Below are 26,430 nucleotides of genomic sequence, written 5' to 3' on the forward strand. Positions count from 1 at the left end.
TTATGAAATCGTTCCTTCCTATTTTCGTTTTGTTTTTAACCTTTTCCGCAGGCACGCTGCAGGCCCAGCAGCAATATACCGTCAACGGTGAAACCTACACTCTGAAAACTGAAGTGGAAGGCGCCCTAACCTTGCTTTGGAATACAATTGATGGAGAGTACCGCTATTTTTCAAAAAAAGGCAGCGATATTGAAGAACTTAAGAACACAAGACAAAACGGCGATTACCAAGAGGAATACAAGGAAACCCTACGGCAGCAAACGAGTGATGCCGCGATCTCCACTGAAAAAGTAAACCTAACCCTACCGAGTCTTCGCGCATTTTTTGTGGAATACAACAAAAAGAAGGATCCCAACTTCAATGAAAAAGAAAAATCCATAGATCTACAGTTTCGCATAGGAGCTTTTGCAGGGGTTAGCAACAGTGTTTATACAGAAAATCCAACCAATGAATTGCAAGCCGTCGCGGGAATAGATTTTGAATTGATAGATGTTGTGAAACTAAAAAGACACGCACTTGTGTTTCGTTTTAAACAGACTTTTGAAAGCAGTGAGTACAAATATTCCGCTTCGCAATTATCGCTGAACTACCGTTTCAAATTTGTGAAAAAATCCAAGTTTGATGCTTTTATAAATACCAAATTTGCTGCACTTACTTTTTCAAAAAGGGAACAAACCTATATTTTGGCACCCCATGTTTTTCCTAATATAACATATACTGAAAAGACTTCCGGCAGCGATTTCAACGCTCCATTAACATTTGGCTTGGGGGCAGATTATAAAGTGGGCAACGGTTACATCACTTTTAACTACAACGATATTGTGGGGTTAAATGTGGAAAGCAATGATGAGTTTCCTGTAGATTTCACACTCGGTTATAAATTCAACCTGTAATCAATTTGTTTTGATAATAACGGGTAAGGTGAATTGTGTTTTCACCGGAATACCGCGTTTATAGGCCGGCGCCACTGGCTGCAGGGAATCGATACTTTGGATGAGCCATTTTTCCAAATCGGGAAATTCCCTTTCTAGCAAAGTGTCCATTTTTATTTCCAGTATGGAAAGCTGGCCATTGCTGCCCACTTCAAAATTTACCTTTATCGTATCGTAGATTTCCCGTACCGCGACCATATCATCCTTACTGATAGAGCGGTATAAATGTGTATTGATGGTATTGATAAAACAGTCCTTCTGCTCGGGTTTTTCCAAAGTGTTCTCGCAGTTGGAAAAGGAAGGATACCTATCTACATCCTTCCAATCGATGGTCTTGATTTCTTCGTTATAAATTTCTTCCGAAGAAACTTTTTCGGTCTCAAAAAACTGGCAAGACGACGCCAGCAGCAGGAATGGGACAAAAAGAAAGAGGTACTTCATTTCAGAAAAATGTTCTACTGGGAAAGGTACAAATTTACTGAAACTTAATTCCTTGAAAAGCTAAGTTGTTGTTTATTAAAATAGACGAATCTATTTACCAGTTTTTTTCCTATAAATATTTGAAATCTTTGGGTTAGGTGGTTTTAAAAAACCTGACAGGTCTTTGAGACCCGTCAGGTTTGGGAAAGGATGCTATTCCACCACCTCGAAAACAATGGGCAGGGAATACAGCACGCCCACTTTTTCGCCTTTCTGCTCGCCCGGCTGCATTTGTGGGAGCAATTTTACTACGCGAACGGCTTCGGCCTCCAGTTCCGGTTTTGGCGCGCGGGCACGCACATCTGTTATTCTTCCTGTTTTGTCAATTTTAAATTGGACGGCGATGCGCTGTCTGCCCTTTAAGTTCAGTTCTTTCCCCAAACCGATGTTGAAGTTTGAATTTACAAATTCGGCAATTTTTTGCGACATGCAAAGTTTCATAGTCTCGTTATCGGCCTTCGGACAGCCCGGAAATACAGGAACCCTTTCTATTGCGGAAAATGGGACATCCGTGATTCTTTCAGCGGTTTGGAGGGTATCAATGACAACTATGGGTGCTGTTTGATTGGATTTTTCAAAGCCTCCCTTTTTTGTTTCGTCCGAACAGGATGAATAGATTAACATTCCACAGATTGCCGGAACCAGCAAAAAATACTTTAAGCGCGCGGTTTTTGTGGATTTTGATTTTTGTAACATAATGATTCGTTTTTTGATTAATGATTGATTGAAAAATGTATTGATGAATGAAATATTTTCGGTCTGGAATACTTCTGAAAGTAGGTTTTGATAGTATTGCTTTTTATCGTTTGTCTTGGCAACCTCTGCATCTGCGATATATTCGTGCAGTGTGGCTATCCGCCTCTGAAAAAGATACACCATCGGGTTGAACCAAAATAGGATGCGGAGCACTTCAAAAAACAGCAAATCCAGCGAATGTTTTTGTTTGATGTGGACCTTTTCGTGAGCAATGATACTGGCTCTGCTGGCTTCGGAAATATTTTCACCCAGAAAAATAGTGTTGAAGAAAGAGAAGGCAGCCTCAGACCGTGGCAGAATTATCAATTGAATGCCGTGAACCTTTTCCACGGCGCCGGAGGATTTCAGTTTTGCGATTTTATATAATTTCCAAAGTAAGAATATGGTGCTGAAGAGAATTCCGACAATCCATATCTGCAGTAAGGTAGGAGGCCAAGAGGAGGATGTGGTTACTATTGTTTCCTCATTATTGCCGATGACGACCGCTGGCAACTGAAACACGTATTGCTGCGGAATATTTTGCTGAATAAAGCCAAGGCTTATAAAGGGCAACACGCAGCCCAATACGGGTGCGAAAAGCAGATAGGCCCTGTTTAAATTGAAAAAAGTTTCCTTTTTCAGAAAGAGGTCGTATATCGCCAAAAACAATATTTGAAAAACGAGAATTTGAAATAATGTATGTATCATTTTTCAGTCTTTTCGGAATTAATCTCTTTCATAATAGCTTCCATTTCCTGAATGCTGATATCGTTTTTCTTCATAAAAAAAGAAACCATACTTTTAAAGGAACCTTGGAAATAACCCTCCATTAATTTGTGCAGGGATTGATTGCTATATTCGGTTTTCTTCACTTTCGGAAAATATACGTGCCCGCGACCTTCCTTTCTGTAATCCACAAAATCCTTGCTTTCCAGAATACGGACAATGGTGGAAACCGTGTTATATGCAGGTTTTGGCTCAGGCAGTTGCTCTATAATTGCGGCTACGTTTGCCTCTTCCAAATCCCACAGGATTTGCATAATGTCTTCTTCTGCTTTTGTTAATTGTTTCATATCTCTTGTGCTTAACATTTCAAATATAACTAATTTTTTAGTTTAAACTAATTCTTTAGTTGTTAAAGTTATGATGGGATATAAAAAAACCCACAGCTTTTATAAAAACCTGTGAGTTTTTTTAGGAATCTTGAATCTTAAATCTTGAATATTTACACCCAGACAGTTTTTGCCTCAATGGAAGTCTTGCGGGTGCCTTCGGGAAGCTCGTCGTCATATTTTCCCAAATAGAAAAAGCCCAAGCACTGCTCGCCCTCCTCCATCTGAATAAATTTATCCATATATTTTAAAACCCCCGGAGATGCCCAATAGGCACCGATGCCCATATCGTGCGCTGTTAGCCACATGTTCTGCACGGCCATTGCTGTGGCGGCAATTTCTTCCCACTCCGGAATACTCTCCTTTGGATCTCGCTGCATACAGATTGCTATTACGCATCCCGCTTTTACAGGATTGTCCATGAATTTATTGTACGTAAACTCTGAGAAGTTTTCTGTAGTTTGTTTGTAGGTTTCGGATATGAATTTCCCCAAGGCAATTTGTGACACGCCATGAAAAATTTTAAAACGCCACGGTTCGGTGCGCTTGTGGGTTGGCGCCCAATTTGCGCTTTCAAGGATGGTTAAAACTTCTTCTTTGGAAATGGGCTGGTCGTTATACTGGGCAGGAAAAACCGCACGACGGTTCTTTATGGTTTCTGAAATCATTTTTTTTAATTTGGCTCGTGAAGATAGTAAAAGCCTCTTTGATAAAAAACAATTTTAAGCGAATGTGGGAATTTTGAAAATAATATTTTGTTGCACTAAAACGTCGGTAACCATTTTCAAATCTCCTGCGTTTGGTTCTTTTGAAATTTTACTTGAAAGCAATTTTTCAACCTCGTCTTTCATTGTATCATTGTGGTATTCCAACAATAATTCGTTTTCGCCCAACTTCACCAAACAATCTTTTTTGCCAAATTCTATAGATACTTGTGGATTTAACCGAAGTTGCGAATTATTTTGGGGATAATAAGCACGCTGCAAGACCTTGTAAAGTGCCTCCAGAACCCTCTCTAACGTTACAGATGTTAAGCAGATTCTGTGGGCACAGTTCAAGATTACGTCATAATTACATTTAAGGTTGCAAACGCCTTTTTTTCCCCAGATAAGCTCGTTGTGCTCCGCAAAGCTGCCCCAACTTCCCGGACCGGTGGGGCCATAGATTCCCACAGTGGGCACATTAAACGCTCCAGCCACATGGGTTATTCCGGCGTCATTACCAATATGGAACAATGCGCCTGCCATCGCCTCGCCCACATCTTCCATTCCACCAGTAATGAACTCAACGTGCGGCATTGGTTTGGAGAAATATTTGGCAAGGTCAGGGTCGTCCGGCCCCATAATAACTTTGCAGTCTAAATTTGGGAAGATTACGCGCAGTCTTTCAATTAAGGCTGCATATTTTTCAGTTGGCCAAATTTTAAGTAAAAAACCAGCTCCGTGATGTACGACGAAATAAGAATTTGAAGCCTTTTTATTATTTTCAAAATAGGGGTAGCTTTCCAAATGATTGTCTATATCAATATGCAGTTTTGAAACCGTGTCTATATAATGCTGAATCGCGTGCTGCTTTACTTTTTTATGGGTTGGATATTTCAGGGCGTGCGGCAAATCATAGCCTCGAAAAGCTGGATAATTGCCCAGTTCGTAGATGTTGCTGTAATTGGATTCCTGATTGCGCGCTTCGGGTTCGCCCACTACCTTGACCCCTTTTAAATGTTTACGGAAAAAATCCACAAGTCTTGGCGCCACAGCACAATGAAGCTCTTCAGAAACTGCCGCCAATTTATAGATAGCGGGAATAGCGAAGAAAATATCGCCTAGGCCGCCATAGCTTTTATAGACTAAAACCTTCTTCAATTTGGGCGCTTTGGTCTTTCCTGAATTGGTTAATATGACAGAAACTGCATTCCAAAAATTTTCCGGGGCCTGCAGCATTTCGGCTTTGGCCTTTTCGAAATTATCAGGGTAAAAGTCAAAAGAAAACGTTCCTACTCTATCATTTGAGAGCATTTCGCAGCCCGAGAGAAATGCTTCTGCAGCAAGCCTTCCCGAGGGTTCTGGCCAAACTGGCTTACATATAAATTGTTTTGTCTTTCCAAGAATTTCAAGTACTTCCGCGTTTGAAACGGGTTCATGAAAAGTTATGTTCGTTGGCATTTCACGACGCAATCGGTTTTTTCCGAAAACCTTAAATTTTAATTCAGGATGATCTTCGGCATAGGTTACATAGTCGTGCCCGCCCTTTAAAAAGTTGAGATCCCCAAAAAAAGGAATTGTTTCTTCGTCTTTTTCTTCGGAAGGTTTCAAATTGGCAACATCTACTGTGGGCGGCATGATTAAATGTTTTGCTACGGCTTCTCCATAAAATTCGAAATGTGATTGGTAATGTTTCGGCGATTGAAAAACATTTAGGGCCGCGCCGGAAAACAATTTCCTGAAAAGATGAAATTTATCGGGGTTGCAACAATTGCGTACTTTATAATCTACTGTGCACAATATATTACGGCGCACACAGAAGTTATAATCATATTCCACTTTAATATACGGAACGTTTTGCGAAAGGAGATACTCCACCAAGTCCAACTCAAAATGACATCGGGAAGTACTGTTTAAAACTATTAAATCTGCTTTGGAAATTTTACTTTTTGTTTCCTCAAAATTCCTCAGAAAATCTACGGAAACGGAATGGTTTTTAGTTTCGCCAAGCGCCATTAATTCTTTAATGGTCAGCTCAGCACCGCGGGGAGTTTCCAAAAATGTATCGTGGAGGAATAGAATTTTTTTCAAAATAAAAGAAGGGATTAAATAAAATTGGACATTTCTGAAAAGTTTTTAGAGAAATGTCCAATCAAATACAAAAGACAACAAACAGACTATATTTTCTCAAATATAAGAATATCGGTTCCACCGCCACCTCCGCTCACATCGCGCAGTTCTATTCTGGCAGGCAGGACACTTACAATATCCCAATCGTCATTAAATTCGTTAAAAGGAACTCCCGTAAAGTTTAGGGTTAATTCATTCCCGGAACCATTCACCAACCAGCTTCCATTATTGGTATTGCTTCCATTTGTGGCAGTAACTTGGTCATTTACTTTAAAGTCAACCGTATAACCGTTATAATCTCCGGTTTCATCAACGCCACTATCTATATAACTCGCAACTTTCCAGTTTGAGCCAATTAAAATATCCCGAATAACTTGGGCATCGCCGTAGTAGCCATCGTCGTAGTAGCCATCGTCGTAGTAGCCATCGTCGTAGTAGCCATCATCGTAGTAACCATCGTCATAATAACCATCATCGTAGTATCCATCATCGTAGTAACCATCGTCATAATAACCGTCATCGTAATAACCGTCATCGTAATAACCATTGTCGTAATAGCCGTCATCAAAAAAATCTTCAGAATCGTCTGAGGAACAAGAAGAAATAATGGCGCCGGTAATTGAGATGGTTGAAACGGCAAGCAAGGCCTGGCCTGATTTCTTTATAAAGTTTCTGCGTTTCATAAACAATTGTTTTAGTGGCTGTTATAAATATAGCAAAAAAAAATTGATTGCTTCTTTTGTGGTATTCATATATTGAACAAATATCTTAAAAAATACCCTACCCTTTTTTGAAAAAAATTATCGGCGCGGTCGTTTTTTCTTATTGGTCTTAGAACCCACCCTGGACATAGCGCACCTAAAACCAATATAGTCTGTAGCCATATATTGTGGCAAAAACCGTCTTTGGGCCGGGTCCAGCCAATAATCCCTATCGCGCCACGAACCGCCTTTATAAACGCGAACCTCATCATTTATCAATGTGGTTCTATTGGAACTTTTATCATATTCACGATGAATTTTGCCCGTGCTATCGACAAAGACTTTATGGATCGGCGCGTTGTACATCGGATAATCGGTGGAAGATTGGTTTTTGGCATTATACAGTTTTGATCTTTGATCGCCGTCCTTAAAATTTCTGTTGTCACTTGTTGAAAAATTTATACGAAGGTAGGTTTCCCATTCATCTACAGGAACTTGAATCAGTTCTCCCGGAAGTTGCCTTGGAATGAGTTTGCCGGTGGGCAGGGTGTCATAAATTATAGAATCTATAGTCACAACGTTAAAAGTACCATCAGAATTTCGGGAGTCTTTGGTATAAACATTTCCTCGATAATAATTGAAGTCGTTATAATCGTCTTCCACAATTGGTCTGTATACATCGGCTACCCATTCTGCCACATTTCCAGCCATATCATATAGACCGTAGTCGTTTGGGGGATAGCTTTTTACTTGGGCGGTAATATCGGCATTGTCATCGCTCCAACCGGCTATTCCACCGTAATCTCCATACGATTGTTTAAAGTTTGCCAATTGGTCGCCGCGCGACTTACGTTTTCCGGAGCGGGTGTATTGTCCGTTCCAAGGATACTTTTTTCGTCCTTTATGAATATTATATTCTCTAATTCCGTCGAGCCCCAAGGCAGCATATTCCCATTCAGCTTCAGTGGGTAGGCGGTACTCTGGAAGGAAGATCCCATCACGGCGCTGCATATATAAGTCGGTATGTTTAGCACCCAGAATTGTACTATCTTTTTTAAGTTCTACAAGACGACTGGAACGTTTACCACCATTTAAGATGGAATCATTACCTCCATATGCTAAAGTAGGTGCTTTGATATAGGTTTCTGTTGAAAATATTTCGTTTGCTTTGATATTGTATCTAGCATTAAGTGCTGTAAAATCGGCATCTTCCAATAATTTTTCATTCACCCTATCGGTTCGCCATTTGCAAAAATTTACTGCCTGCAACCAACTTACGCCCACCACCGGATATTCTGAAAACGCGGGATGGCGCAGGTAATTCTTCACCATAGCTTCATTAAAACCCAGAGGATTGCGCCAGGCCAAGGTATCGGGAAGTGCACTGGCATAGATATTTCCATAATTTTCATCATCGGGTGGAAATACACGTTTTAACCAGTCCAAATACTCCAAGTACATCAGGTTGGTAACCTCTGTCTCGTCCATATAAAACGACATTACATGCTGCTGGTTGGGAATATTGTTCCAGTCGCCCATAGGGTCATCCTGCACGCGGCCCATGGTGAATGTTCCACCTTCAATAAAAACCAGGCCCGGACCCGTTTCCTGTTCTTTGGTCTTTTTATTATAATTTTTGGCAAAACCGCCCATCCGGCCAATCATTTTCCATCCCGTGGCCCGCGAACTGTTCTTGTAGTCGTCCTTTTTTGAACAGGAAAGGAGAAAAAGGATAAAGATTAAGGGAAGTATTCGCTTCATTAATCGACTGGTTTTTAATATGTCAAAAATAAAATTATTCTCGATTCAGTCAAGTTCACCAAAGCCAGATTTTATAAAAAAACAATTATTGTGGGGAAGTTCTTACTTCTTATAGTTTTTTTAATTATCTATTTATATAAAGCATCCATTCCTTTAAACAAATATTTTGGTGCAGCCACATTACAAAACGTCCATAAACAAAAAAAGCCCGTCCACTTCAGCGTAGTTTATAGTTTATCGAAAGACTCTGTTCAGGCTTTAGGAAGCTTTTCTTCGGTAATCCCGATCTGGGATTTAACCACAGCCCAAAAAGCTAGGGCAACTAAGGCTATAAAGTGCAAGGACATACTAAAAAAAAAACCGTTAGGATATAAGATTCCTAACGGTTTTGATATTTAGGAGGTTATAATTTCTTAAACCATCTTCTAATTGTGGAGAAATATGTGGTTGACACAGCTACAATTTTACGTAAGAGGAGGGTTGTAAAGAAACTAATTATTGCGCCTATAATCGCCAAGATACAGGTTGTGATAAGTTGTTGGGAACCTATATTGGGGAGCGTAGAAGCCAAAAAGCCTCCAATGGTGCCGGCTATAAAGGGAATCTCCTTAGAGACCACCATTAGGCGCATGTGGGGGCTCAGGATCCTCACCCTGAACCGTTGCCTGACTTACAGCCGTGGCCACTGTGCCAGCGACCACTACGTAGGTAGCGGCGGAAAGCAGCCAGGCCGGAAGGGCTACAGGCGCCGCGAGCAGGGTGCCGCCGGCCGTTGCCAAGCCGAGGCCCACATTGCGCAGGGTTCGAAAGAACTTAGGAGTGGGACTTTTGTATCTGTTTAAGATATTCATACCGATTTGAATTAATGTTAAGGATTACTTTTTCATTTTTATCCCTAGCCTGATGGTATAGGGAGAGGAGTTTCTGTAGGGCCAGTTTAGAGTTGATACCCGTACCAATACCCGTTAACAGGTTGACCGGGGCAATACAGCCACGCAGTTGGGTGATGGCATTGTTTGCGGGATGGATTAGGATATAACTTCTATTTGGCACGTCCAAGATTTCCAGGTGGTTGTGGAATTTGGTGGAGGTTCGGGACCTCAGTTCGTAGTTGCCTTCCGGGATGCAGGAACTATTTTGTTTGTTCTCTTTCCAAGGAAGCTCAATGGTAAAGCAGACGAAGTGTCCGTTTAAGGTGAGGGTACCATTGGTACCCCCACGCTTATAAACCCTTGTTAGGACAAGTTCCATTTACACATCGTCAACATTTACCACATTCAGGGCGTTGAAGGCACCATTCTTTAGGGAATAGTACTCGCCATTTACCTCTTGGTAAAATTCGATACCCATAACGATTACTACCGGCAGGGTTGAATTGGGGTTTACCGAAGCGGTAAGGTTTGCCGCTGCTACAGCCGAGTTGTCGTATGGCAGGATACCCATATGCATCTCGCTGAAGGAAAAGGTTTTGTTTGGGAAATCCAACTCAGCGACGCCCATTGCCAATTTAAAGTGGCTAGTACCCGATGGAGCGCCAATTTGCTCAGTGGCGGTAAAGGCCTCGATGGCAATGGTGGCATCACCCGTAACCCGATCAAAACTTGGGATGAACTGGCCGAAGAAGGTGGTGCCCAGTTTTCCATTAATGTTAAAGTCGAAGTCCTCAAGCATTGCCAGGTTGCCTTCCGAAAGGGTACGATTGCCACGGGAGTTTACGGCATCAGTTTTAATGATAGCCAGTAAGAGGGTGGTGAGCCTACTTACCACACGGCGGTCCTTAGCCTTTTGCATCAGGGATCGGAGGGCGGTGCGAATTAATTTACCGCCCTGGCCTGCCCGACCGAATTCGGAGTTGTTCTCACGGGTGCGTGCAAATGCAGCACTGTGAAGGATCTTGTCGCGGTCAACTCCTCCCTTAGCTCGGGCAAGGTGACCGTCTGTGGTTTTGTAGAAGGCAATATCATCAATAGTGCCTTTTAACTTGATAATTCCAGTTTGTTTAGCCATAATAAAATAATTTAAAGTGAACTGCAAAGATGGCTTTGAAGACAGGTGATTGTTCACAAGGACGCAACAAGATGGGCGCGATTTATTTTGCGAAATTTCCAAAAGCCCTTTATATAAGGGGATACCAGATAAGATATTTCCCCATTTTTTTATGAGCGGGGATTTTTTATGGGTGATGGAGAGAGGGAAAGAGTGAAAGGAAAGAAGAAGTGTAGTTTTATTTATAGAATTTTTAAATTCTTATAAAAGAGGCAAATCCTTAATAAAGAAAGATTTAGACGGAAATATGGCGGAATGGATTATTGCCATTTTTCCCAAGCTGTTCCCAAGTAAATATGTAATACTTTTAATTTTGTAGGAAAATATGCCGTTATCTTCCAATTTAATGACTTTGCTATAGAGTATCTGTGGTGGAAGATTTGTGGAATACAACAAGGGCAAAACTGAGCCATCCTAAAATAACCATACAGGTTAAAGAATAAATCCTGATATATTTATACAAATGAAACTAATAATCTTAAAAGAACTCACTTGTGTTTTTTCATAATAAGATACTTATATTTCTTCCATCATTGGGTCAAACTCCCTGATTGCAAATGCGCTTGCCGCAATATCTCTTTAGGACAAGAAAATCTATTATAATTATCCCTTATACCCCTTGACGCGGCAAGGATGTATTTCTTATAGCAAACAGTAGATATTTTATGGTATAATTTTGTATTCAGGGGGACGATTATAGCGGAAGTGAATTTTTAAAATAATTAACAACTCCCGTTAAACTAGAATTAAAAAGTTTTGTAGAAATATTCTGCACGGTATCTTAGTTAGATACTAACAACAAAACTACAAATTATGATTAGATGGATTATTATTTTTCTTGTAATAGCTATTATAGCAGCCATATTTGGGTTTGGAGGCATAGCCGAAGGAGCCACTGATATTGCGCGTATTATTTTCTACATTTTCCTAGTACTTTTAGTGTTGGGTCTATTGTCAAGACTATTTAGGCGTTAAACTGCCCTTTAACTATTAACCAAATTACAAAGCTATGAGAATTGAAGCATATTTATCCTTCCGTGGCCAATGTCAGGAAGCTCTCAACCATTACAAGGAAATTTTTGGAGGAGATATTGGCAATATTGAGACCTATGAGAATAAAAAAATCGATATTCCCGAAAATTATAGAACGAAGTGGCAACACGCAGAATTAAAAGGCAAGAATTTTACGATCCTAGGGTACGACGCGGCACCAGATACGCCCTTGACTGACGGAAACAATATGCATTTAGGCGTGGATATGGATTCAGAGGGGAGTGCAAAGTTTGCGTTTACCGAATTGTCCAGGGGCGGTCAGATACACACCAACTTCCAAAAAACATCTTGGGGAGCCTATTACGGGAGATGTACCGACAGATACGGCATAAATTGGATGGTCAATTTTAAGGAGTAGTCCGACCCTATCATCAATATTTATGAACGTTTGGAAGTCTTATTTTCAAACGTTCTTTTCTTAATGGTTGCCCCGTGATATGGATCGGTATGTTTTCATCTTTCCATAACCTAAAAATACTTTTTTAGGGAAAATCGGGTAAAACCTACTGGCAGGAAAAAGTAATTGCGTTTTACAGATACATAGCTGAAACGAACGATTTGGCGTTGCTCTAGAGGCAGTTAATTTTGTCCGCCGCATTCTTGAAATATCGACTTACTTTTCAAAAAAAGAAATTAACTCGAGCAGGCCCGCTGCCGTTAAGCCGAATATAATATGGGCGAGGAAAAGCTGCAGATAAAATAGTTTAAAATCGATCTTTGGCTTTTGCGGATGCAGATAAAACAGGAGCGCCCATCCAAAAATTCCAAGTAGCCCGAAAATGGCCCCGATTATTCCACCCCACCTCATGGATGCATCTTTTCCCAAAAACATCCATAAACCCATAAACAGGGACATAAAAACCAACCCAATAGCAAAATGCAATAACCATCCCTTAGCCCTGGGCACGAAAACAGGCTTATTAGGAGCACGGTAATTTTTGAGCAACCATGCCAACAATATTGGCTCCCGAACCTCTCGATGGCTTATCCTATAGATTATATTGCTGAATAGCGTCATCATTCCAACCGCGCCAATCCAAGCTATTACAAATTTTATCATGTGCTTATTTCCAAAATCGGGGGGAAGGAAAATAGTTCCACCATCCCCGTATTATAATAAGATTTTAAAAAAAATCCTTCCCACTGGTAAATGGGAGGCGGAAAACTATAATTGCCCCTTCCCTGTTTACAAATACTGGGAAAAATACGTTTGCAGAATATTGGCTAAATATTCTTCATTTAAAGGCTTGCTGTAAAATCCATGCACACTTTTATACTGCTGTGCCCGCTCTCGATCTCTTTCGTCTATGGAATTGCTTAGCATGGTGAGCACCACCTCCCCTTTTTGCGAGACTTCCAATTGTTCATATTCCTCCAGAAACTCCCACCCATTCATTCCCGGCATATTAATATCCAAAAAAATAAGGGTGGGTTGGGGATGTATGCCTTCCAGTTCACTTTTAAGATAATCCAAAGCCTCTTCCCCACTATAGCAGATATGGATATTATCTGTAATTCCCATTTTTTTTATTTTTCGGGCGTGATAAAAATTATCACTTTCCGAGTCGTCAATAAGTAGTACATTTTTTAGTTTTCCCATAATTATTTTTTAAGCGTAAAGTGGACAGTGGAACCTTCCCCAAATTTAGAACTTACCCAAATATTCCCCAAATGGAGTTCTACTATTTTCTTGCAGAATGCCAGGCCAATACCTTGGCCCTCATAATCCTTCGCACTGTGAAGCCTACTGAACATGTCAAAAATTTTGGAGAAATCCTTTTCTGGAATGCCGATACCATTATCGGCAATATGAAAGTTATAATAATTGGTCGTTTCCTCAAAGGTGATAATGATATGGGGATCAGTATTGGGAGCAGTAAATTTAATAGCATTCGAAATGAGGTTTTGGAACAATTGCTTAATCTCGATACGATAGCCTTTTACGCTGGGCAAGTTTCCGTATTCCAGGATGATGTTGCGTTGCTCTATTATTGAATCCAAATCTTCCCTGATCTTCTGTAGGGTGACATTTAGGTCAATATGCTCCATTTGACCACTGGTTCCCAACCGGGAAAAGGACAGAAGGCCACTAATTAAATTCCGCATTCGCTCTACTGCCTTATTGATAAATTGGAAGTACAGGGTGGCTTCTCCTTCCAAACGCTCGGGAAAGTCTTCCTGAAATATTTCCAAATAATTGGAAACCGTCCGCAAGGGTTCCTGTAGATCGTGGGACGCTACATACGCAAAATGGTCCAGTTGCTGGTTCTTGGCAATGAGGGATTCATTGAGTTTTTCTGCCTCGTCTATTGCCGCTTCCTTGGCTTTTATTTCATTTTCCTTTTCCCTATTGAGAGTTTTGAGCTCCTTTAATGTTTTCTCCATATCTCGATTGGCCTGCTCTAGTTTTGATTGGGTAGCCAAAAGTTCTTCAATTAGCGGCTTTATCCTTTTTATAAGGTTGAACAGGCTCAGGAATACAATAACAGTGGCAATTCCCAAGGCGCCCAAAATAATGACCTTCCAAATGGCAAACTTTTGATTGCGGTCTTCCAAAAGGGCGTTTTCCACACTAAGAAGTTCTTCCAACTTTTGTTCAATATCTCCGATAAAATGCAATTCCATATCCTGTTTGCGCACCTCCCGATAATTCTCGATGGCCATCCTTCTTTCAAACTGTGCAATATTCTGGTTCATATGGCGGGATATATCCTCCACGCGTGCTACTTGCGCCTCATTATCGGCAACCAGATTTTTAAGGGAAAGCAAAAGCGAATCGTATTGCTCCTGTGCCTGCCGAAAGGCATGTTTATATTTCAACTTGCGGGTAGATTCATAGGCCAGCCCGAAACTCTCCATTTTGGAAATGGAGGCCGAAACCCGGCGGATGTTATTCTTTACCTCCCAGGTATGGGCCATGTCATTTACCGAAGCCGAGTTTTTGATGTATGAAAAACCGATGAGTATTATTACCAATATAAGGGAAGAAATAAGGAGGATAAAATTGGTAAGACCCACTTTTTGGATTCGCTTCATTCGGATAAGGTTAAAACTTGGAAAAAATTTCCTAAATTTAATTCTCTATATTCACATATGAAACCTTGGAACCTAAAAAAGATAAATTTTATTTGATTTTAATCATTCTTAATTTTCCTATCCCCGTAACTTTATCGGATCCAATCAACCTCAACCGCCATGAAACTACCCGATGTCTTAAATTTCCTGATTGTGGAAGATCTTGTATCAGATTCTTTCCTATTGCAACGCCAGTTAAAAAAAATATGCGCCCATCCCGAGATTAGATTTGTGGATAGTGAAATAAGCCTGATAAACGCCCTTAAAACTTATATTCCGGATATTGTATTGACCGATTATAACCTTAATGGCATGAATGCTTTCGATGTAATCCGGATAGCGAGGAACTATAATGATAAAATTCCCGTGGTAGTAATAACCGGCAATTTGAAATACGAAGCCGATAGTGAAAAATTGATAGAAAGTGGGGCCGAAGGATTTTTTTTAAAGGAACCTATCAATACACTTAACGAGCGCTTGCTCCCCCTCTTTTTGGAGATAATAAACACCCAAAAGGAGAAGTTGGATAAAATTCATTCCGAAAGGCGCAAATACGACTCTTCCAAGTCGCATAGCGATTTTTTAAGGGAATACACTTTTGGCCAGAAAAAGGATTCGGGGAAGGAGAAAGAAAGTCATTCATTTTTGAAAAAAATAGGAAAGTTCCTAAAGGGATAATTTTTGTTTCCTCTCAAAGATTTGTTTAAGTGCAGTTTTGACAGATACTTCAATATTTCCTCTTAACATAACCCTCTTTGATTTTCTCACCGAAAAAATAGTAGTTCTAAGAAAATAGCGTTAAAACAATTATAAATCCATACGGGGCAAAAGGTTAATTTTTAATTTTATAGTGGGATTATTATCAATCAAAAAAATAAAACCTGCACCTCTATAACACTTTCGTCCATATATTAAAGCTGTCTAATTAAAAAACTTTAATTTCTGAAGGATGTGTTCCGGTGTCTTAAATCAAAATCAAAGTATGGAACATTTATTAGACCTCACCCTGTCCAGTGCCATCCGGATAGTAATAAGCTGCCTGGGTATCTATATAGCGGTAATCGCTTTTACCCGCATTTTCGGAAAACGGAGTTTTAGTAAGATGTCCAGTTTTGACTTTGCAATGACCGTAGCGGTGGGATCGCTGATTGCCACTACAGTACTCTCCAGCACCGTTTCGCTGGCGGAAGGAGCGGTGGGCCTGCTTGCCGTTTATTCCTTTCAATTGGCCGCTGCCTTTTTTAGGCGATATAAACCTTTTCGGCAGGCCATAGACAACACCCCCTTGCTCTTGATGCGAAATGGGGAAATTCTTCACGACAATCTAAGGAGAGCCCGCGTAACTGAAGGAGATTTACGCGCCAAATTGAGGGAAGCCAATGTTAGCCATTATTCGGAAATACAGGCCGTGGTATTCGAGACCACGGGTGATATTACCGTTCTGCATAGTAACCATATGGATAAAAATCTAAAGGAATGGTTGCTGACGGATGTTGCTGAATAGGTACTTCCAAAGTAATAGTAAAACCAAGATTTGCATATCGGACCCCACAGCCATAGTTCCTGTTTATTTAGAAAAAAAACAAGAACTGAATTCACCCTATGTTTAGTCCAATCCGAATTCCGATTAACACTTTCAATATTAGTGAGAGGATCGATGTTAAATTGAACTTAAATTGCAGCTAATGAAATATTAAAAAAGTGGAAAGTAAAGCCCGTTGTATTTAATTTTCAAGAAAAAAGATATGGACCCTATGTTACAAAGACATCTTGATAACAAACTTACCTACGATTTCCGAAATTTTATTCTCGAAGAGAACCATCCCTGTATTATGGCCAATACTGTATTCCAAATGGAGAAGTTCCAGTTGCAAAGTTATGGTACCTTGGGAAGCAAAAATACGGCCCAGGCCCTTTGGGAAGATCTAAAGGAATACATCGCCCATTACGATTTTGGGAACAAGGACTTTGAATCGTTTCTGGCAGTTTTTCCCGAGACAGAAGTGGTAAGTGAACTGGAGTTTGAAAACCTCTTATGGAGGCAGTTGCAGTATCTGCACGAGCGGGACACCGAGCCTTGGGACCCCACAGTTAGTGATGATCCTGAGAATCCAAATTTTAGTTTTAGTATTGGGGGAAGGGCATTTTATGTGGTAGGCTTACACCCTAAAGCCTCTCGTAAGGCCAGACGTGCTCCCTACCCCACTTTGGTCTTCAATCTCCATTCCCAATTTGAACAATTGAGGGAGATGGGCGTATATCAGAAGGTACGTGACAAAATACGAGAGCGGGATACCGCATTACAGGGAAATATCAATCCGGTATTGGAGGATTTTGGTGAGCGAAGTGAAGCTAGGCAGTACAGCGGGCGCAATGTAGGAGGATCATGGAAGTGTCCCTTTCACCATAAGTAAACCCAGCCTATTCTATGGAAGCAGTATCTACTTTCTAATTCATCTTAAATACGGTAATTGCCATGGTAGCGGGGATTTGTGTGGGCATAGAAAGACAAATGAAAAATAAGAATGCCGGCCTAAAAACCAATGCCCTAGTGGCCGTAGGGGCCGCTATTTTATGGGGATATCATTCCAATATATCGATATGGAGAATGTTGACCTTACTCGAATTACCGGGCAAATTGTAGTTGGCGTCGGCTTTTTGGGAGCAGGGGTAATCGTAAAGCGAAAAAAGGAGATATCGGGACTGGCAACAGCCGCAGCCATTTGGTGTAGTGCGGCCCTAGGCTGTTTGGCGGCATTGGGTATGTATGCAGAGCTCGCCGCTAGCACACTTATAATAGTTTTTATCAATTTGGTGTTAGGATATTACAATAAGAAAATTTACAAAAACAACCAAGCAGATCAAAAATCAGAATAATATATGACAAAGCAGATCGAGCCCCAGAGTGGAGTGGCATTTACCCTAAAAAAAGGTGACAGATTAAAAGTAATTGACCCCAAAGGACAACAGGTAAGTGATATGGTTCTATTTAACTATCGCGATTCCCGGGAAAAGCTATCGTCGGGAAAGACCTTGGATTTCGAGGAATCCATTCTTATAACCCAGGGCAATTATTTATGGAGCAATCGCAGCCAGAAAATGATGCGAATTTTAGAAGACACTAATGGAAGAAATGATTTTTTATTGGCGCCTTGCAGTCCGGAAACCTTCCAGATAATGTATGAAAACCCCGACTACCATCCCAGCTGTTTTGAAAATCTTTATACCAATCTGGAGCCTTACCATATTTTACCAGACGATATTCCCACGGCCTTTAATATTTTTATGAACGTACAGTTTGATGAAAAAGGGAAATTATCGGTACGCCCCCCCTTAAGTAAGGCGGAAGATTATGTGGTTTTTGAAGCTATGATGGATTTAATAGTGGGCTTAACAGCGTGCTCGGCCGAAGATAGCAACGGTGGCAGCTTTAAACCTATCCAATACGAGGTAATTACCAGAGAATGATTAGAGGTTGGAGCGGCTGGTCGAGCACCTTGTATGCTTTATTCCTTTGGAAGAATTAAAATATTTTCCTTGGATATTTTGTTTTGAAGTGTGTGTATGATCCTAGAAGTATCGTAATTGTTTTTTTGCGGGGTGAGAAAGCCCAATAAGTCATTTATACTGTAGCAGACGGCAGATTTATCGATAAACCCGTAACCTTCATATACATCGTTTACCGTATAGACAAAGGCATCTTCAGAACTGCTACGCCCTTTCATTTTAAAGATTTTCCTCTCCTTTCTGGCCTCAAACTCTTTTATGGCCCGCCCGAAGCGCTCATTATAAGCCTCCCTTGATTCCACCCCAGCACAAATGCCCTTACATTTATTTTTTCCATAATCACTACACGGGCCCTTAACGCTTTCTATTCCACAATACTTTCTACATAGACCATAAGTGTCGCGAAAAAGCAAAAGTGCCTGTTTAACGGAGTCCCTATTAAAATATTTCTCAGGAAGACTGTCCTTTATTTCCTTTCGGGTAATCTTTAACCTTGCGATTCCGTTGGCAGTATATGTTTTATTGATGATATAAGGAGGCGAATTATTTATTTGTTGGGTATTATAAGTGGGTTGCAGTCTCTTGATAGCTTCCGATTCCATGAGTTGGGCAATAAAATCATTCCCGGCATATTCTACCAAAATATTCTTTACCTGGGAATAATCCAGCTTCCCCTTATCGGGTCGGCGTGAAAAGTGGCCTTGCAGCCTCTTTCGTATATTCTTCGCCTTTCCCACATATAGTACCTCCTCAATATTATTGAGAAAAAAATATACACCGGGAAGCGGCTTATACTTTTTCCAATCAAGCTGCAAGTCAGCATTTGTGTTGGGTTGGGCATAGCGCTCTTTCTTATCCCCTTTTACTGTTTTCATATAGTCCAGCACCTTTAGCGCAAAGCCTATACTATGCTCTGTCCCAACATTCGTTCCCAGTGTGTCGGCAAAAGCCGCTAGAACATCCCTGGGTGTTTTGCCCGGATATACAAAAATGGGGACCCCCTTAAAATTAAACCCAATGATCTTAAATTGATGCCTAAGGAGCGCAAACTGTTTCCGATCCCAAAATACCATTTTCTTATTGGCATAAAGATCGATTAAATCATCGGCGATATCGCAGAATGGTGGGGCGCTCAGCAATTCCTGTCGGTCAAGATGGGCACTTTCATATACTCTTTTCGGTATTGTTTTTTCCGGGCGTATGGTATAAACGCCGGCCTGCGCGTCATTATGGGTAGATAGCACCGTAATTCTATATAAGACTTCCTGATTTCTGCCGTGAGGCATGGATTGGAGATAAGTAAAAATCATAGTACAAAAGTAGGAATTATTCCGTTTGTTGGAAATATTCCTAATTACTATCTTTACCCAAAAAGCTACATTGAAGAATCATATACTGAATGAACAACAACAACGGGCAGTCCAATTTAAGGGAAAGCATCTACTGCTATTGGCTGGCGCGGGAACAGGAAAAACGCGATGCATAGTAGGGAGGGCGGCCTATCTTATCGAAAATGGCATACAGCCCGAAAAAATACAAATTCTCACCTTTACCAAACGTTCGGCAAATGAAATTGTGGAGCGCGTAAAAGCGTCCCTAACCGATAATCAGGCGCAGAGCTTGAATGGATCAACCTTCCATTCTTGGTGTAACCAACTGATAGTGCGATACCCAAATCTTTTTGGCGCCTCAAACTATACGGTAATTGATCCGGACGATCAATTGAGCGTTATGAAAATGGTATGTGGGGACCGAATTATAGAGTATAAAGGAGTCCGAATAAAACCCCAGCAGCTGCTGGACATCTACTCTTATGGAAGAAATACGCGCAAAAATTTGACAAACTCCATTCGGGAAAGGATTTATAAAGGAAAAAGTGATGCGGAGACCAATGATGAAATAGATATCATAAGGCCCAAGGTGGAGGTTTTGCTTAAAGCATATCAACAAAAAAAAGAGGAAGGCCGATATTTGGACTACGATGATCTATTATTGGTGGTAGCCAACAGAATAAGGAATGATGATGAAGCCAAGGAGATCTTGAACCATCAACTAGAACACTTATTGATAGATGAATTTCAGGATACCAATCCGCTACAATGGTATTTGTTGGAACCTTTTCTGGATATCGCCAAATTTTATTGTGTGGGAGACGATGCACAGTCCATTTATTCCTTTAGGGGGGCGGATTATAAAAATGTACATCTTTTTTCTGAACGCGTACCGGATTCCGAAACCTATATTCTCGACACTAATTACCGATCCACCCAAGAAATTCTGGATCTCTCCAATTGGCTTATGGAGGAATCGCCATTGGATTATCGAAAAAAATTGATGGCCTCACGGGGACCGGGCATCAAGCCCAAATTAGTAAATGTATCGAGCCAGTGGGAGGAAGCCAATTATATTGCGGAGAACATCCTTGAAAATTTTACTGAAAACAACAAGCAATTTGCCGACCATCTTATACTTTCCAAGTCCACATTTTATACCAAACCACTACAGGCGGTATTTATCCAAAAAAAGATACCATATGTTACCTATGGCGGGAGAAAATTTATGGAGGCTGCCCATATTAAGGATGTTGTTTCGGCCTTGCGGGTAGTCAACAATCTCTTCGACGAAATAGGATGGATGCGTTTTCTGACTTTTTGGGATGGCATAGGGGAAATTAAAGCCGGAAAGTATCTCAATAAAATACTGGAGTTTAAGGATCCAATTGATTGTGCCCAACATGTGGGCGAGGTGATTGGAGGGCCTGAGGGCGAGAAAATAGCCGATATTTATAATACAATTTTTGTGAATTCGGGAAATGTAAAACGCGCCTTACAGGAAACCTATGCAAAAATGGAGCTATCGCTGGCCTTTAAATATAGAAAGGACTGGGAGGAAAAACGGAAGTCAGATTTTCCCGTACTTGAAATGCTGGGCGACAACTATGCTTCCATTGGGCAACTAATTTCTGAAGGAATTTTGGAAAATGCCAAGCAGTTAAATGGCAATCCGGTACTGGAGGGGTCCAAACTTGATGATAGCGAAATAAAGGACCATGTAATAATCTCAACGGTACATTCGGCCAAGGGGCTGGAAGCCGATACTTGTTATGTGCTCAATGTTTCCCCCAAGGTTTACCCCAGTGCCTGGAACCTGGATGATGAAGAGCGAACAGAGGAAGATAGACGGGTACTCTACGTAGCCCTCACGCGGGCGAAAAATGAACTGTATATTAGCAGGGATACCAATTCAATCAACACCGTAAATACCCAGCCCTCCACCCATCCGAATTCAAAATATTTTCTGGAAGCCTTGCCTGACAGGCTTGTAGAGCAAACCATTAACCCCTATTCGCTTATTAAGCCTAAAGATATTAACCGCCCAAATAAAATAGACCTTTCCTTGGGGATGGATTTTTCCTAATTAGTATTTTTAAGGATGGTTAGAAAGACCCTCAAAATTGTTCGGAAGTCGGAATGGTAGTATAGTAAATAAAGAGACCGGAATGTTGCTGAGACCAAGCTTCTTCCACGCTATGATTCGCGCATCCCAGTTTTCCCTAAAAAATAGCAACTGTCATTCTATATGTGTTAATATTTAACTTTTTAGTAATAAAATCTTTTCTTTTCTGTAATTATCTTTACCCATAAGCCAACTTTATAACAAAATAATTATGGATACCGTTGAAAAAATTTCAAAAAAAGTAAATGCCCTTATCGAAAAAAACAACGATGCCTATCAGGGTTTTAAAAAAGCCGCGGAGAATGTTGACAGTTTCCATTTGCGCGATTTTATGATGGATGAAGCTACCCAGCGCCAAGAATTTGCCGCCCGCCTTTCACGGGCACTACGCACCTATAATCCCGACTTTGATCCAGATACCGATGGGAGCTTTACAGGCTCGATGCACCGGGCGTGGATTGATATTAAGGCAGCCTTGTCCATGGATAACGATGAATCTGTGCTAGAGGAATGTATTCGGGGCGAGAAAGCTAGCGTAGATGAGTATGAGGATTTTCTAGAGGACTACCCCTCCCTCCACTCAGATATATCCGGGGCGATAAGGGACCAGCTTAGCCATATAAAACAAGTTTTGGATCGCGTAAAGACCTTGGAGGATCTACATTGAATAAGTTTGACTCCCCATTGTAGTGGCCAGCTGCCAAAGGGTAGCCCATGTTTTTAAAACAGCAAGAACTGCTCAATTATTCGTGATTGCTAAATTCAAAACCTTTGGCGGCGTAGGCCATACGCGCGGTTCTTATTTCTAATAATGCAAACTTATTTTTAAAAAAGGAAGGTGTAGAGGTGTAAGTGTGGATTAAGCCTGCGCCCAGGGGTTTGCTACACCTTTTTTAACTACTTATCATTATCTACTAGATAATCCTTCTTTTTAAAACCCAAAATGTTTATAATATTCCGGAAGGTAGTAAACAACATCAAAATTACCGTGACCATAAACCCACTTAACAGAGACGAAAAAAACAGCGTTGCCCAATAGATATAGGCAAACCACGAAGTGGGAAGATTTTCCGATTCGGTAATGGGGATATTAAAGAATTGAAACAGCAGTAAGGCTCCGATAAAAAGTAGTGTGTCAAACTTGGCAATATTGAGTACTTGATAATAATGGACCTTTTTTATCTTGGATTCTACGCCACTGCTTATTCCCAACAGGGTCAATAACAGCGCCAAGATTGTTGCCGACCCCAAGACGATGGTATTGCAGAGCATACTAATGCCCGAGAGGGAAGTATCAATAAGTACTTTTGCCTCATAACCAGAGAGATTTCCCAGCAAGAATGCTCCCAGCCCCATAAAAAGAAAGGTGGCTACTCCGCCGTAAATCGACCTTTTGTTTTGCGAAATAAAGTCCAATTGCATACTTACCGCAACAAATTACATCTTAAACTTAAAGAATCAAGGTATGGGTTTCCAAATTCCGGGGAATTTGCACTGGAAACCCATCCCATTTTCCATTTAAACGGGAATGTCCTTCACTTTATCCTCCCGTGCCCAATTTCTATGGTGGGCAACTGCTTTTTTAAATTCTGCAGGCTTGCCATTGATAAATATTGCTGTATCATTTTTATGGTCCATCACAAAAGTTTCTTTTAATAATCGCTCTGCTTCCCCATCAGCTGCAATGGCCTTACAATGTTTTAAACCCTCGTTAATAAATTTAATATATTTCCCCTCTTTTAGGAGCGCCTTAATGCTCTTTTCGCCCCCGGGGATATAGATAGCATCAAACAGTACACTTTCAGTAGTCATGATAGCAGCATCTACTGGATGCTCCATGTTTTCATCACACTTAATATTGCCCCCATGCGGAGCTACGATCTTTAACTGTGCTCCATCTTGCCCGAATACGCTTTTTATGGCCTTAAAATTTTTCATGGAAAATCCATTGGCTGCCAGCACCGCAATTTGCCTACTGGCTACCGTATCAAACTTCGTATTGGCCTGGCTCAAGGCCGGAGATTGGTCCAGATAATTCTTTTTTGGCGCCGGTTCAAAGCGGCCATCAGTAACATCGGCTCCAATGGCTTGATTTATAGGTTTATTTACAGTTTTTGGCACCTTTAATCCCAATTTGTCCGCTACTTTTTTGGACAGCGGACCATCAATTTGGGCAATTAGGTAAAGCATGCGTTCCTGTATATGTGGATGCGTGCATTTTCCCAATTCGAAACTGTATGCATCGGCCACATGGTTTTGTTCACTTTTGGAAAGACTCCTATAAAAAAGAGCGGGCTGGGAATAATAATCGGTAAAACTTTTGCTTCTCGATCTTATTTTTTTGGCATCGATTTTTTCCTCATAATGTTCAAAAGCGCCATCGGCAATTTTTGTAAGATGGGGGCAACCACCCCCCAAAGTATTGGGGAAATATGCGGTTTGGCCCTTTGGAATAGCCATTTGCATATGGGCATCGCGCTGGTTATTGTGGGTTTCAACTATGGGCCTATTGATTGGGATTTGGTGAAAATTAGGACTTCCAAGGCGCGACAACTGGGTATCGCGGTAGGAAAATAATCGGCCCTGCAATAACGGATCGTTAGTAAAATCGATTCCGGGGACAATATGGCCAGGTAAAAAGGCCACCTGTTCTGTTTCCGCAAAAAAGTTTTCTGGGTTTTTATTTAGGGTCATTTTCCCTATTATTTGCACTGCTACCATTTCTTCAGGTATCAGTTTGGTTGGGTCCAAAAGATCAAACTCAAATTTGTGCTCATCCTTTTCTGGAACTATCTGCACCCCCAGTTCCCATTCCGGATATTGGCCTGCTTCAATGGCATCCCAAAGGTCCCTTCTATGGAAATCGGAATCGGCACCACTTATTTTTACTGCTTCGTCCCAGGTAACCGAATGCACTCCCAAAAGCGGTTTCCAATGGAATTTCACAAAATGGGCCTCCCCCTTGTCGTTTATAAGGCGGAATGTATGGATCCCAAACCCTTCCATCATTCTATAACTACGTGGAATGGCCCTATCACTCATAAGCCAAATTTGATTGTGGAGGGTCTCGGGCGTTAGGGAAACAAAATCGTAAAAAGTATCATGGGCCGAAGCCGCTTGTGGGATTTCCCTATTGGGTTCCGGTTTTACCGAATGGACGAGATCGGGAAATTTCATGGCATCCTGTATAAAAAAAATGGGCATATTGTTTCCCACCAAATCCCAAGTGCCCTCCTCGGTATAAAATTTAACAGCAAACCCGCGGACATCCCTCGCCAAATCGGTTGAACCTTTATTGCCCGCCACCGTGGAAAAGCGCACAAATACCGGAGTCTTTCTCTTGGTATCGTTAAAAATTCCCGCCTTGCTATATTGGGGAATAGGTTCATAAAGTTCAAAAAATCCGTGCGCCCCACTCCCGCGGGCGTGGACAATACGTTCCGGAATACGTTCGTGATCAAAATTGGTAATTTTCTCCCGCAGTAAAAAATCTTCCAATAAAGTGGAACCTCGTTCGCCCGCCTTAAGACTATTGTTGGTGTCATTGACTAACAACCCTTGATTCGTAGTAAGTGGTTTTTCTTGGTAATCCTTAACGACCTTGGTCAATTGGTCCACTTTTTTGCTATTCCCCTGTTTATTTTTCGGTTTATTTTTCATAAAAAATGTGTTGTGTTGAAAATTGAAGATCACTAAGTTAAGAAGATTAGATATTGTGGATAGGTTTTATTATGTTAAAAATTAATTCATTTAAAATTGATATCCTCTAGTATAGCCCAAAAGAAGAAACTGAGCTTTGAGAGCTGTGCGTTAAAAAGCGACCGGGTTTTTCTTAATCCGTTATTTACTATGGGTTTTGCATTAAAAAAAATGGCTATAAGGATATAAATTACATACCTAAGTAGGTAATTTTGACATAGTTAGTCCGTTTAAATTATATAAAAAAGGAGGTAATATGATAAAGTAAATTTTAATGGAACACTTAAAATATAAGTGCTCGTATTGTTTAAAAAAGCTTTGTAAAGCACAGTTTATTTTAAAGTATAAATCGAATTAGCCATAAAGAGGCTGTCTAAAAAGTAATTATTGATTTCTGTTCGAGTAGTCAAGAACGTACAGTTTGTGACTTTCTATTTGGTCTTACCTGCGCTCGACCTGCCAAATCAATAGGTTTTTTACTTTTCAGGCAGCCTCTTTTGGTTCACCATTTTCTTCTCGGCATTTTAATAGGAAAGGGTACTATTTTACAGGCCATATCTATGGTGGGTGCAGTGTTTTAACGGACTACGGTTTAATCGATATAACATACCACATAGGCTTTTTCAAATTTATTATGGCTCCAACGATTATTTCATTAGCGGAAAAATTTAACTCATTTCCCCTCACGCTGTTAAAATTATTTTAAGGTTGTTTTGTATTGTCAACATTCAAACTAAATTTATGCTAAACCAAAAAAAATATAAGCATGAAAAATTTAGAAGAACTTTTTGAACATCAGCTAAAGGATTTATATAGCGCTGAAGATCAATTGACAAAAGCTTTGCCTAAAATGGTGAAGAATGCCCACAACTCGAAGTTGAAAAAGGCTTTTGAGGACCATTTGGAGGAAACTAAGGAACACAAGGCCCGACTGGAGGAAATCTGTGACGAATTGGATATAGATCCAAAAGGGGAAACCTGTAAGGCCATGAAAGGTTTAATCAAGGAAGCCGAAGACTTTCTTGATGAGGTAAAGGATCCT

25 protein-coding genes and 1 pseudogene are annotated in these 26,430 nt (G+C 40.7%); 11 read left to right on the plus strand and 15 right to left on the minus strand.

The window, feature by feature from the left end; translation table 11 throughout:
- The first annotated feature begins 2 nt into the window (after positions 1-2).
- On the plus strand, positions 3-893 hold the full coding sequence (locus tag MB09_RS12530) for a hypothetical protein (RefSeq protein WP_045081253.1): 891 nt from the start codon (positions 3-5) through the stop codon (positions 891-893).
- Here the strand turns inward: MB09_RS12530 and MB09_RS12535 are convergent, their stop codons facing one another.
- From MB09_RS12535 to MB09_RS12590, 9 genes are all read right to left on the minus strand, one after another.
- Positions 894-1,373, minus strand: coding sequence for a hypothetical protein (locus tag MB09_RS12535; protein WP_045081254.1), 480 nt, complete (start codon positions 1,371-1,373; stop codon positions 894-896).
- Between the two features lie 192 nt (positions 1,374-1,565).
- A complete protein-coding gene (locus MB09_RS12540) occupies positions 1,566-2,855 on the minus strand; it encodes a M56 family metallopeptidase (protein WP_045081255.1) in 1,290 nt (429 codons plus the stop codon).
- On the minus strand, positions 2,852-3,220 hold the full coding sequence (locus MB09_RS12545; RefSeq protein WP_045081256.1) for a BlaI/MecI/CopY family transcriptional regulator: 369 nt from the start codon (positions 3,218-3,220) through the stop codon (positions 2,852-2,854). The genes MB09_RS12540 and MB09_RS12545 overlap by 4 nt, the downstream gene beginning before the upstream one ends.
- Before the next feature lie 152 nt (positions 3,221-3,372).
- Complete coding sequence (locus tag MB09_RS12550; protein WP_045081257.1) at positions 3,373-3,927, minus strand: nitroreductase family protein; 555 nt, start codon at positions 3,925-3,927, stop codon at positions 3,373-3,375.
- 54 nt (positions 3,928-3,981) lie between these two features.
- Positions 3,982-6,051 carry a glycosyltransferase family 9 protein gene (locus MB09_RS12555; RefSeq protein WP_045081258.1) on the minus strand — a complete coding sequence of 690 codons (2,070 nt, stop codon included), beginning with the start codon at positions 6,049-6,051 and terminating at the stop codon, positions 3,982-3,984.
- 86 nt (positions 6,052-6,137) lie between these two features.
- A complete protein-coding gene (locus MB09_RS16465) occupies positions 6,138-6,773 on the minus strand; it encodes a hypothetical protein (protein ID WP_052671385.1) in 636 nt (211 codons plus the stop codon).
- Positions 6,774-6,890: 117 nt separating this feature from the next.
- On the minus strand, positions 6,891-8,552 hold the full coding sequence (gene gldJ / locus MB09_RS12570; protein WP_045081259.1) for a gliding motility lipoprotein GldJ: 1,662 nt from the start codon (positions 8,550-8,552) through the stop codon (positions 6,891-6,893).
- Between the two features lie 813 nt (positions 8,553-9,365).
- Positions 9,366-9,803 (minus strand): DUF5675 family protein, encoded by a 438-nt coding sequence (locus MB09_RS12585; RefSeq protein WP_045081262.1) that lies wholly within the window; start codon positions 9,801-9,803, stop codon positions 9,366-9,368.
- Entirely contained in the window at positions 9,804-10,559 is a 756-nt protein-coding gene (locus MB09_RS12590) for a hypothetical protein (protein ID WP_045081263.1), read from the minus strand.
- 852 nt (positions 10,560-11,411) lie between these two features.
- On the opposite strand from MB09_RS12590, the gene MB09_RS15820 reads away from it, so the two are divergent.
- Positions 11,412-11,573 carry a DUF1328 family protein gene (locus MB09_RS15820; protein WP_045081265.1) on the plus strand — a complete coding sequence of 54 codons (162 nt, stop codon included), beginning with the start codon at positions 11,412-11,414 and terminating at the stop codon, positions 11,571-11,573.
- A 34-nt stretch (positions 11,574-11,607) separates the two neighbouring features.
- Positions 11,608-12,009: a VOC family protein gene (locus tag MB09_RS12605; protein WP_045081266.1), complete on the plus strand. Its 402-nt coding sequence runs from the start codon at positions 11,608-11,610 to the stop codon at positions 12,007-12,009.
- Positions 12,010-12,264: 255 nt separating this feature from the next.
- Here MB09_RS12605 and MB09_RS12610 read toward each other — a convergent pair whose 3' ends face one another.
- The 3 genes from MB09_RS12610 to MB09_RS15605 form a co-directional block, all read right to left on the minus strand.
- Positions 12,265-12,711, minus strand: a complete 447-nt coding sequence (locus MB09_RS12610; RefSeq protein WP_045081267.1) for a hypothetical protein — start codon at positions 12,709-12,711, stop codon at positions 12,265-12,267.
- 126 nt (positions 12,712-12,837) lie between these two features.
- A complete protein-coding gene (locus MB09_RS12615) occupies positions 12,838-13,251 on the minus strand; it encodes a response regulator (RefSeq protein ID WP_045081268.1) in 414 nt (137 codons plus the stop codon).
- Between the two features lie 2 nt (positions 13,252-13,253).
- Positions 13,254-14,687, minus strand: coding sequence for a sensor histidine kinase (locus MB09_RS15605; RefSeq protein ID WP_052671386.1), 1,434 nt, complete (start codon positions 14,685-14,687; stop codon positions 13,254-13,256).
- A gap of 159 nt (positions 14,688-14,846) precedes the next feature.
- On the opposite strand from MB09_RS15605, the gene MB09_RS12625 reads away from it, so the two are divergent.
- The 5 genes and pseudogenes from MB09_RS12625 to MB09_RS12645 all read left to right on the plus strand — a co-directional run bounded on the left by MB09_RS12625 (position 14,847) and on the right by MB09_RS12645 (position 18,194).
- Positions 14,847-15,404 (plus strand): response regulator, encoded by a 558-nt coding sequence (locus MB09_RS12625; RefSeq protein WP_045081269.1) that lies wholly within the window; start codon positions 14,847-14,849, stop codon positions 15,402-15,404.
- A gap of 304 nt (positions 15,405-15,708) precedes the next feature.
- Positions 15,709-16,230, plus strand: coding sequence for a DUF421 domain-containing protein (locus MB09_RS12630; protein WP_045081270.1), 522 nt, complete (start codon positions 15,709-15,711; stop codon positions 16,228-16,230).
- A 250-nt stretch (positions 16,231-16,480) separates the two neighbouring features.
- Positions 16,481-17,140, plus strand: coding sequence for a guanitoxin biosynthesis heme-dependent pre-guanitoxin N-hydroxylase GntA (gntA, locus tag MB09_RS12635; protein ID WP_205618099.1), 660 nt, complete (start codon positions 16,481-16,483; stop codon positions 17,138-17,140).
- Positions 17,141-17,238: 98 nt separating this feature from the next.
- A pseudogene (locus MB09_RS12640) lies at positions 17,239-17,603 on the plus strand (MgtC/SapB family protein).
- 3 nt (positions 17,604-17,606) lie between these two features.
- Positions 17,607-18,194, plus strand: a complete 588-nt coding sequence (locus MB09_RS12645; protein WP_045081272.1) for a DUF1989 domain-containing protein — start codon at positions 17,607-17,609, stop codon at positions 18,192-18,194.
- A gap of 38 nt (positions 18,195-18,232) precedes the next feature.
- Here MB09_RS12645 and MB09_RS12650 read toward each other — a convergent pair whose 3' ends face one another.
- Positions 18,233-19,543 (minus strand): GIY-YIG nuclease family protein, encoded by a 1,311-nt coding sequence (locus tag MB09_RS12650; protein WP_045081273.1) that lies wholly within the window; start codon positions 19,541-19,543, stop codon positions 18,233-18,235.
- 70 nt (positions 19,544-19,613) lie between these two features.
- Here MB09_RS12650 and MB09_RS12655 point away from each other — a divergent pair, with 70 nt between their 5' ends.
- Together MB09_RS12655 and MB09_RS12660 are read left to right on the plus strand one after the other, a co-directional pair.
- Positions 19,614-21,650, plus strand: coding sequence for an ATP-dependent helicase (locus tag MB09_RS12655; protein ID WP_052671387.1), 2,037 nt, complete (start codon positions 19,614-19,616; stop codon positions 21,648-21,650).
- A gap of 250 nt (positions 21,651-21,900) precedes the next feature.
- Positions 21,901-22,356, plus strand: coding sequence for a ferritin-like domain-containing protein (locus MB09_RS12660; protein ID WP_045081274.1), 456 nt, complete (start codon positions 21,901-21,903; stop codon positions 22,354-22,356).
- A 230-nt stretch (positions 22,357-22,586) separates the two neighbouring features.
- Here the strand turns inward: MB09_RS12660 and MB09_RS12665 are convergent, their stop codons facing one another.
- Together MB09_RS12665 and MB09_RS12670 are read right to left on the minus strand one after the other, a co-directional pair.
- The gene (locus tag MB09_RS12665; RefSeq protein ID WP_045081275.1) at positions 22,587-23,111 is read right to left on the minus strand and encodes a hypothetical protein; all 525 of its coding nucleotides are present in this window, start codon (positions 23,109-23,111) and stop codon (positions 22,587-22,589) included.
- Positions 23,112-23,207: 96 nt separating this feature from the next.
- Complete coding sequence (locus MB09_RS12670; RefSeq protein ID WP_045081276.1) at positions 23,208-25,349, minus strand: catalase; 2,142 nt, start codon at positions 25,347-25,349, stop codon at positions 23,208-23,210.
- Between the two features lie 805 nt (positions 25,350-26,154).
- On the opposite strand from MB09_RS12670, the gene MB09_RS12675 reads away from it, so the two are divergent.
- The coding region (locus MB09_RS12675; RefSeq protein WP_045078828.1) for a YciE/YciF ferroxidase family protein at positions 26,155-26,430 on the plus strand (276 nt) is incomplete at its 3' end.

Source organism: Aequorivita vladivostokensis (assembly GCF_000952855.1).
Classification (GTDB): domain Bacteria; phylum Bacteroidota; class Bacteroidia; order Flavobacteriales; family Flavobacteriaceae; genus Aequorivita; species Aequorivita vladivostokensis.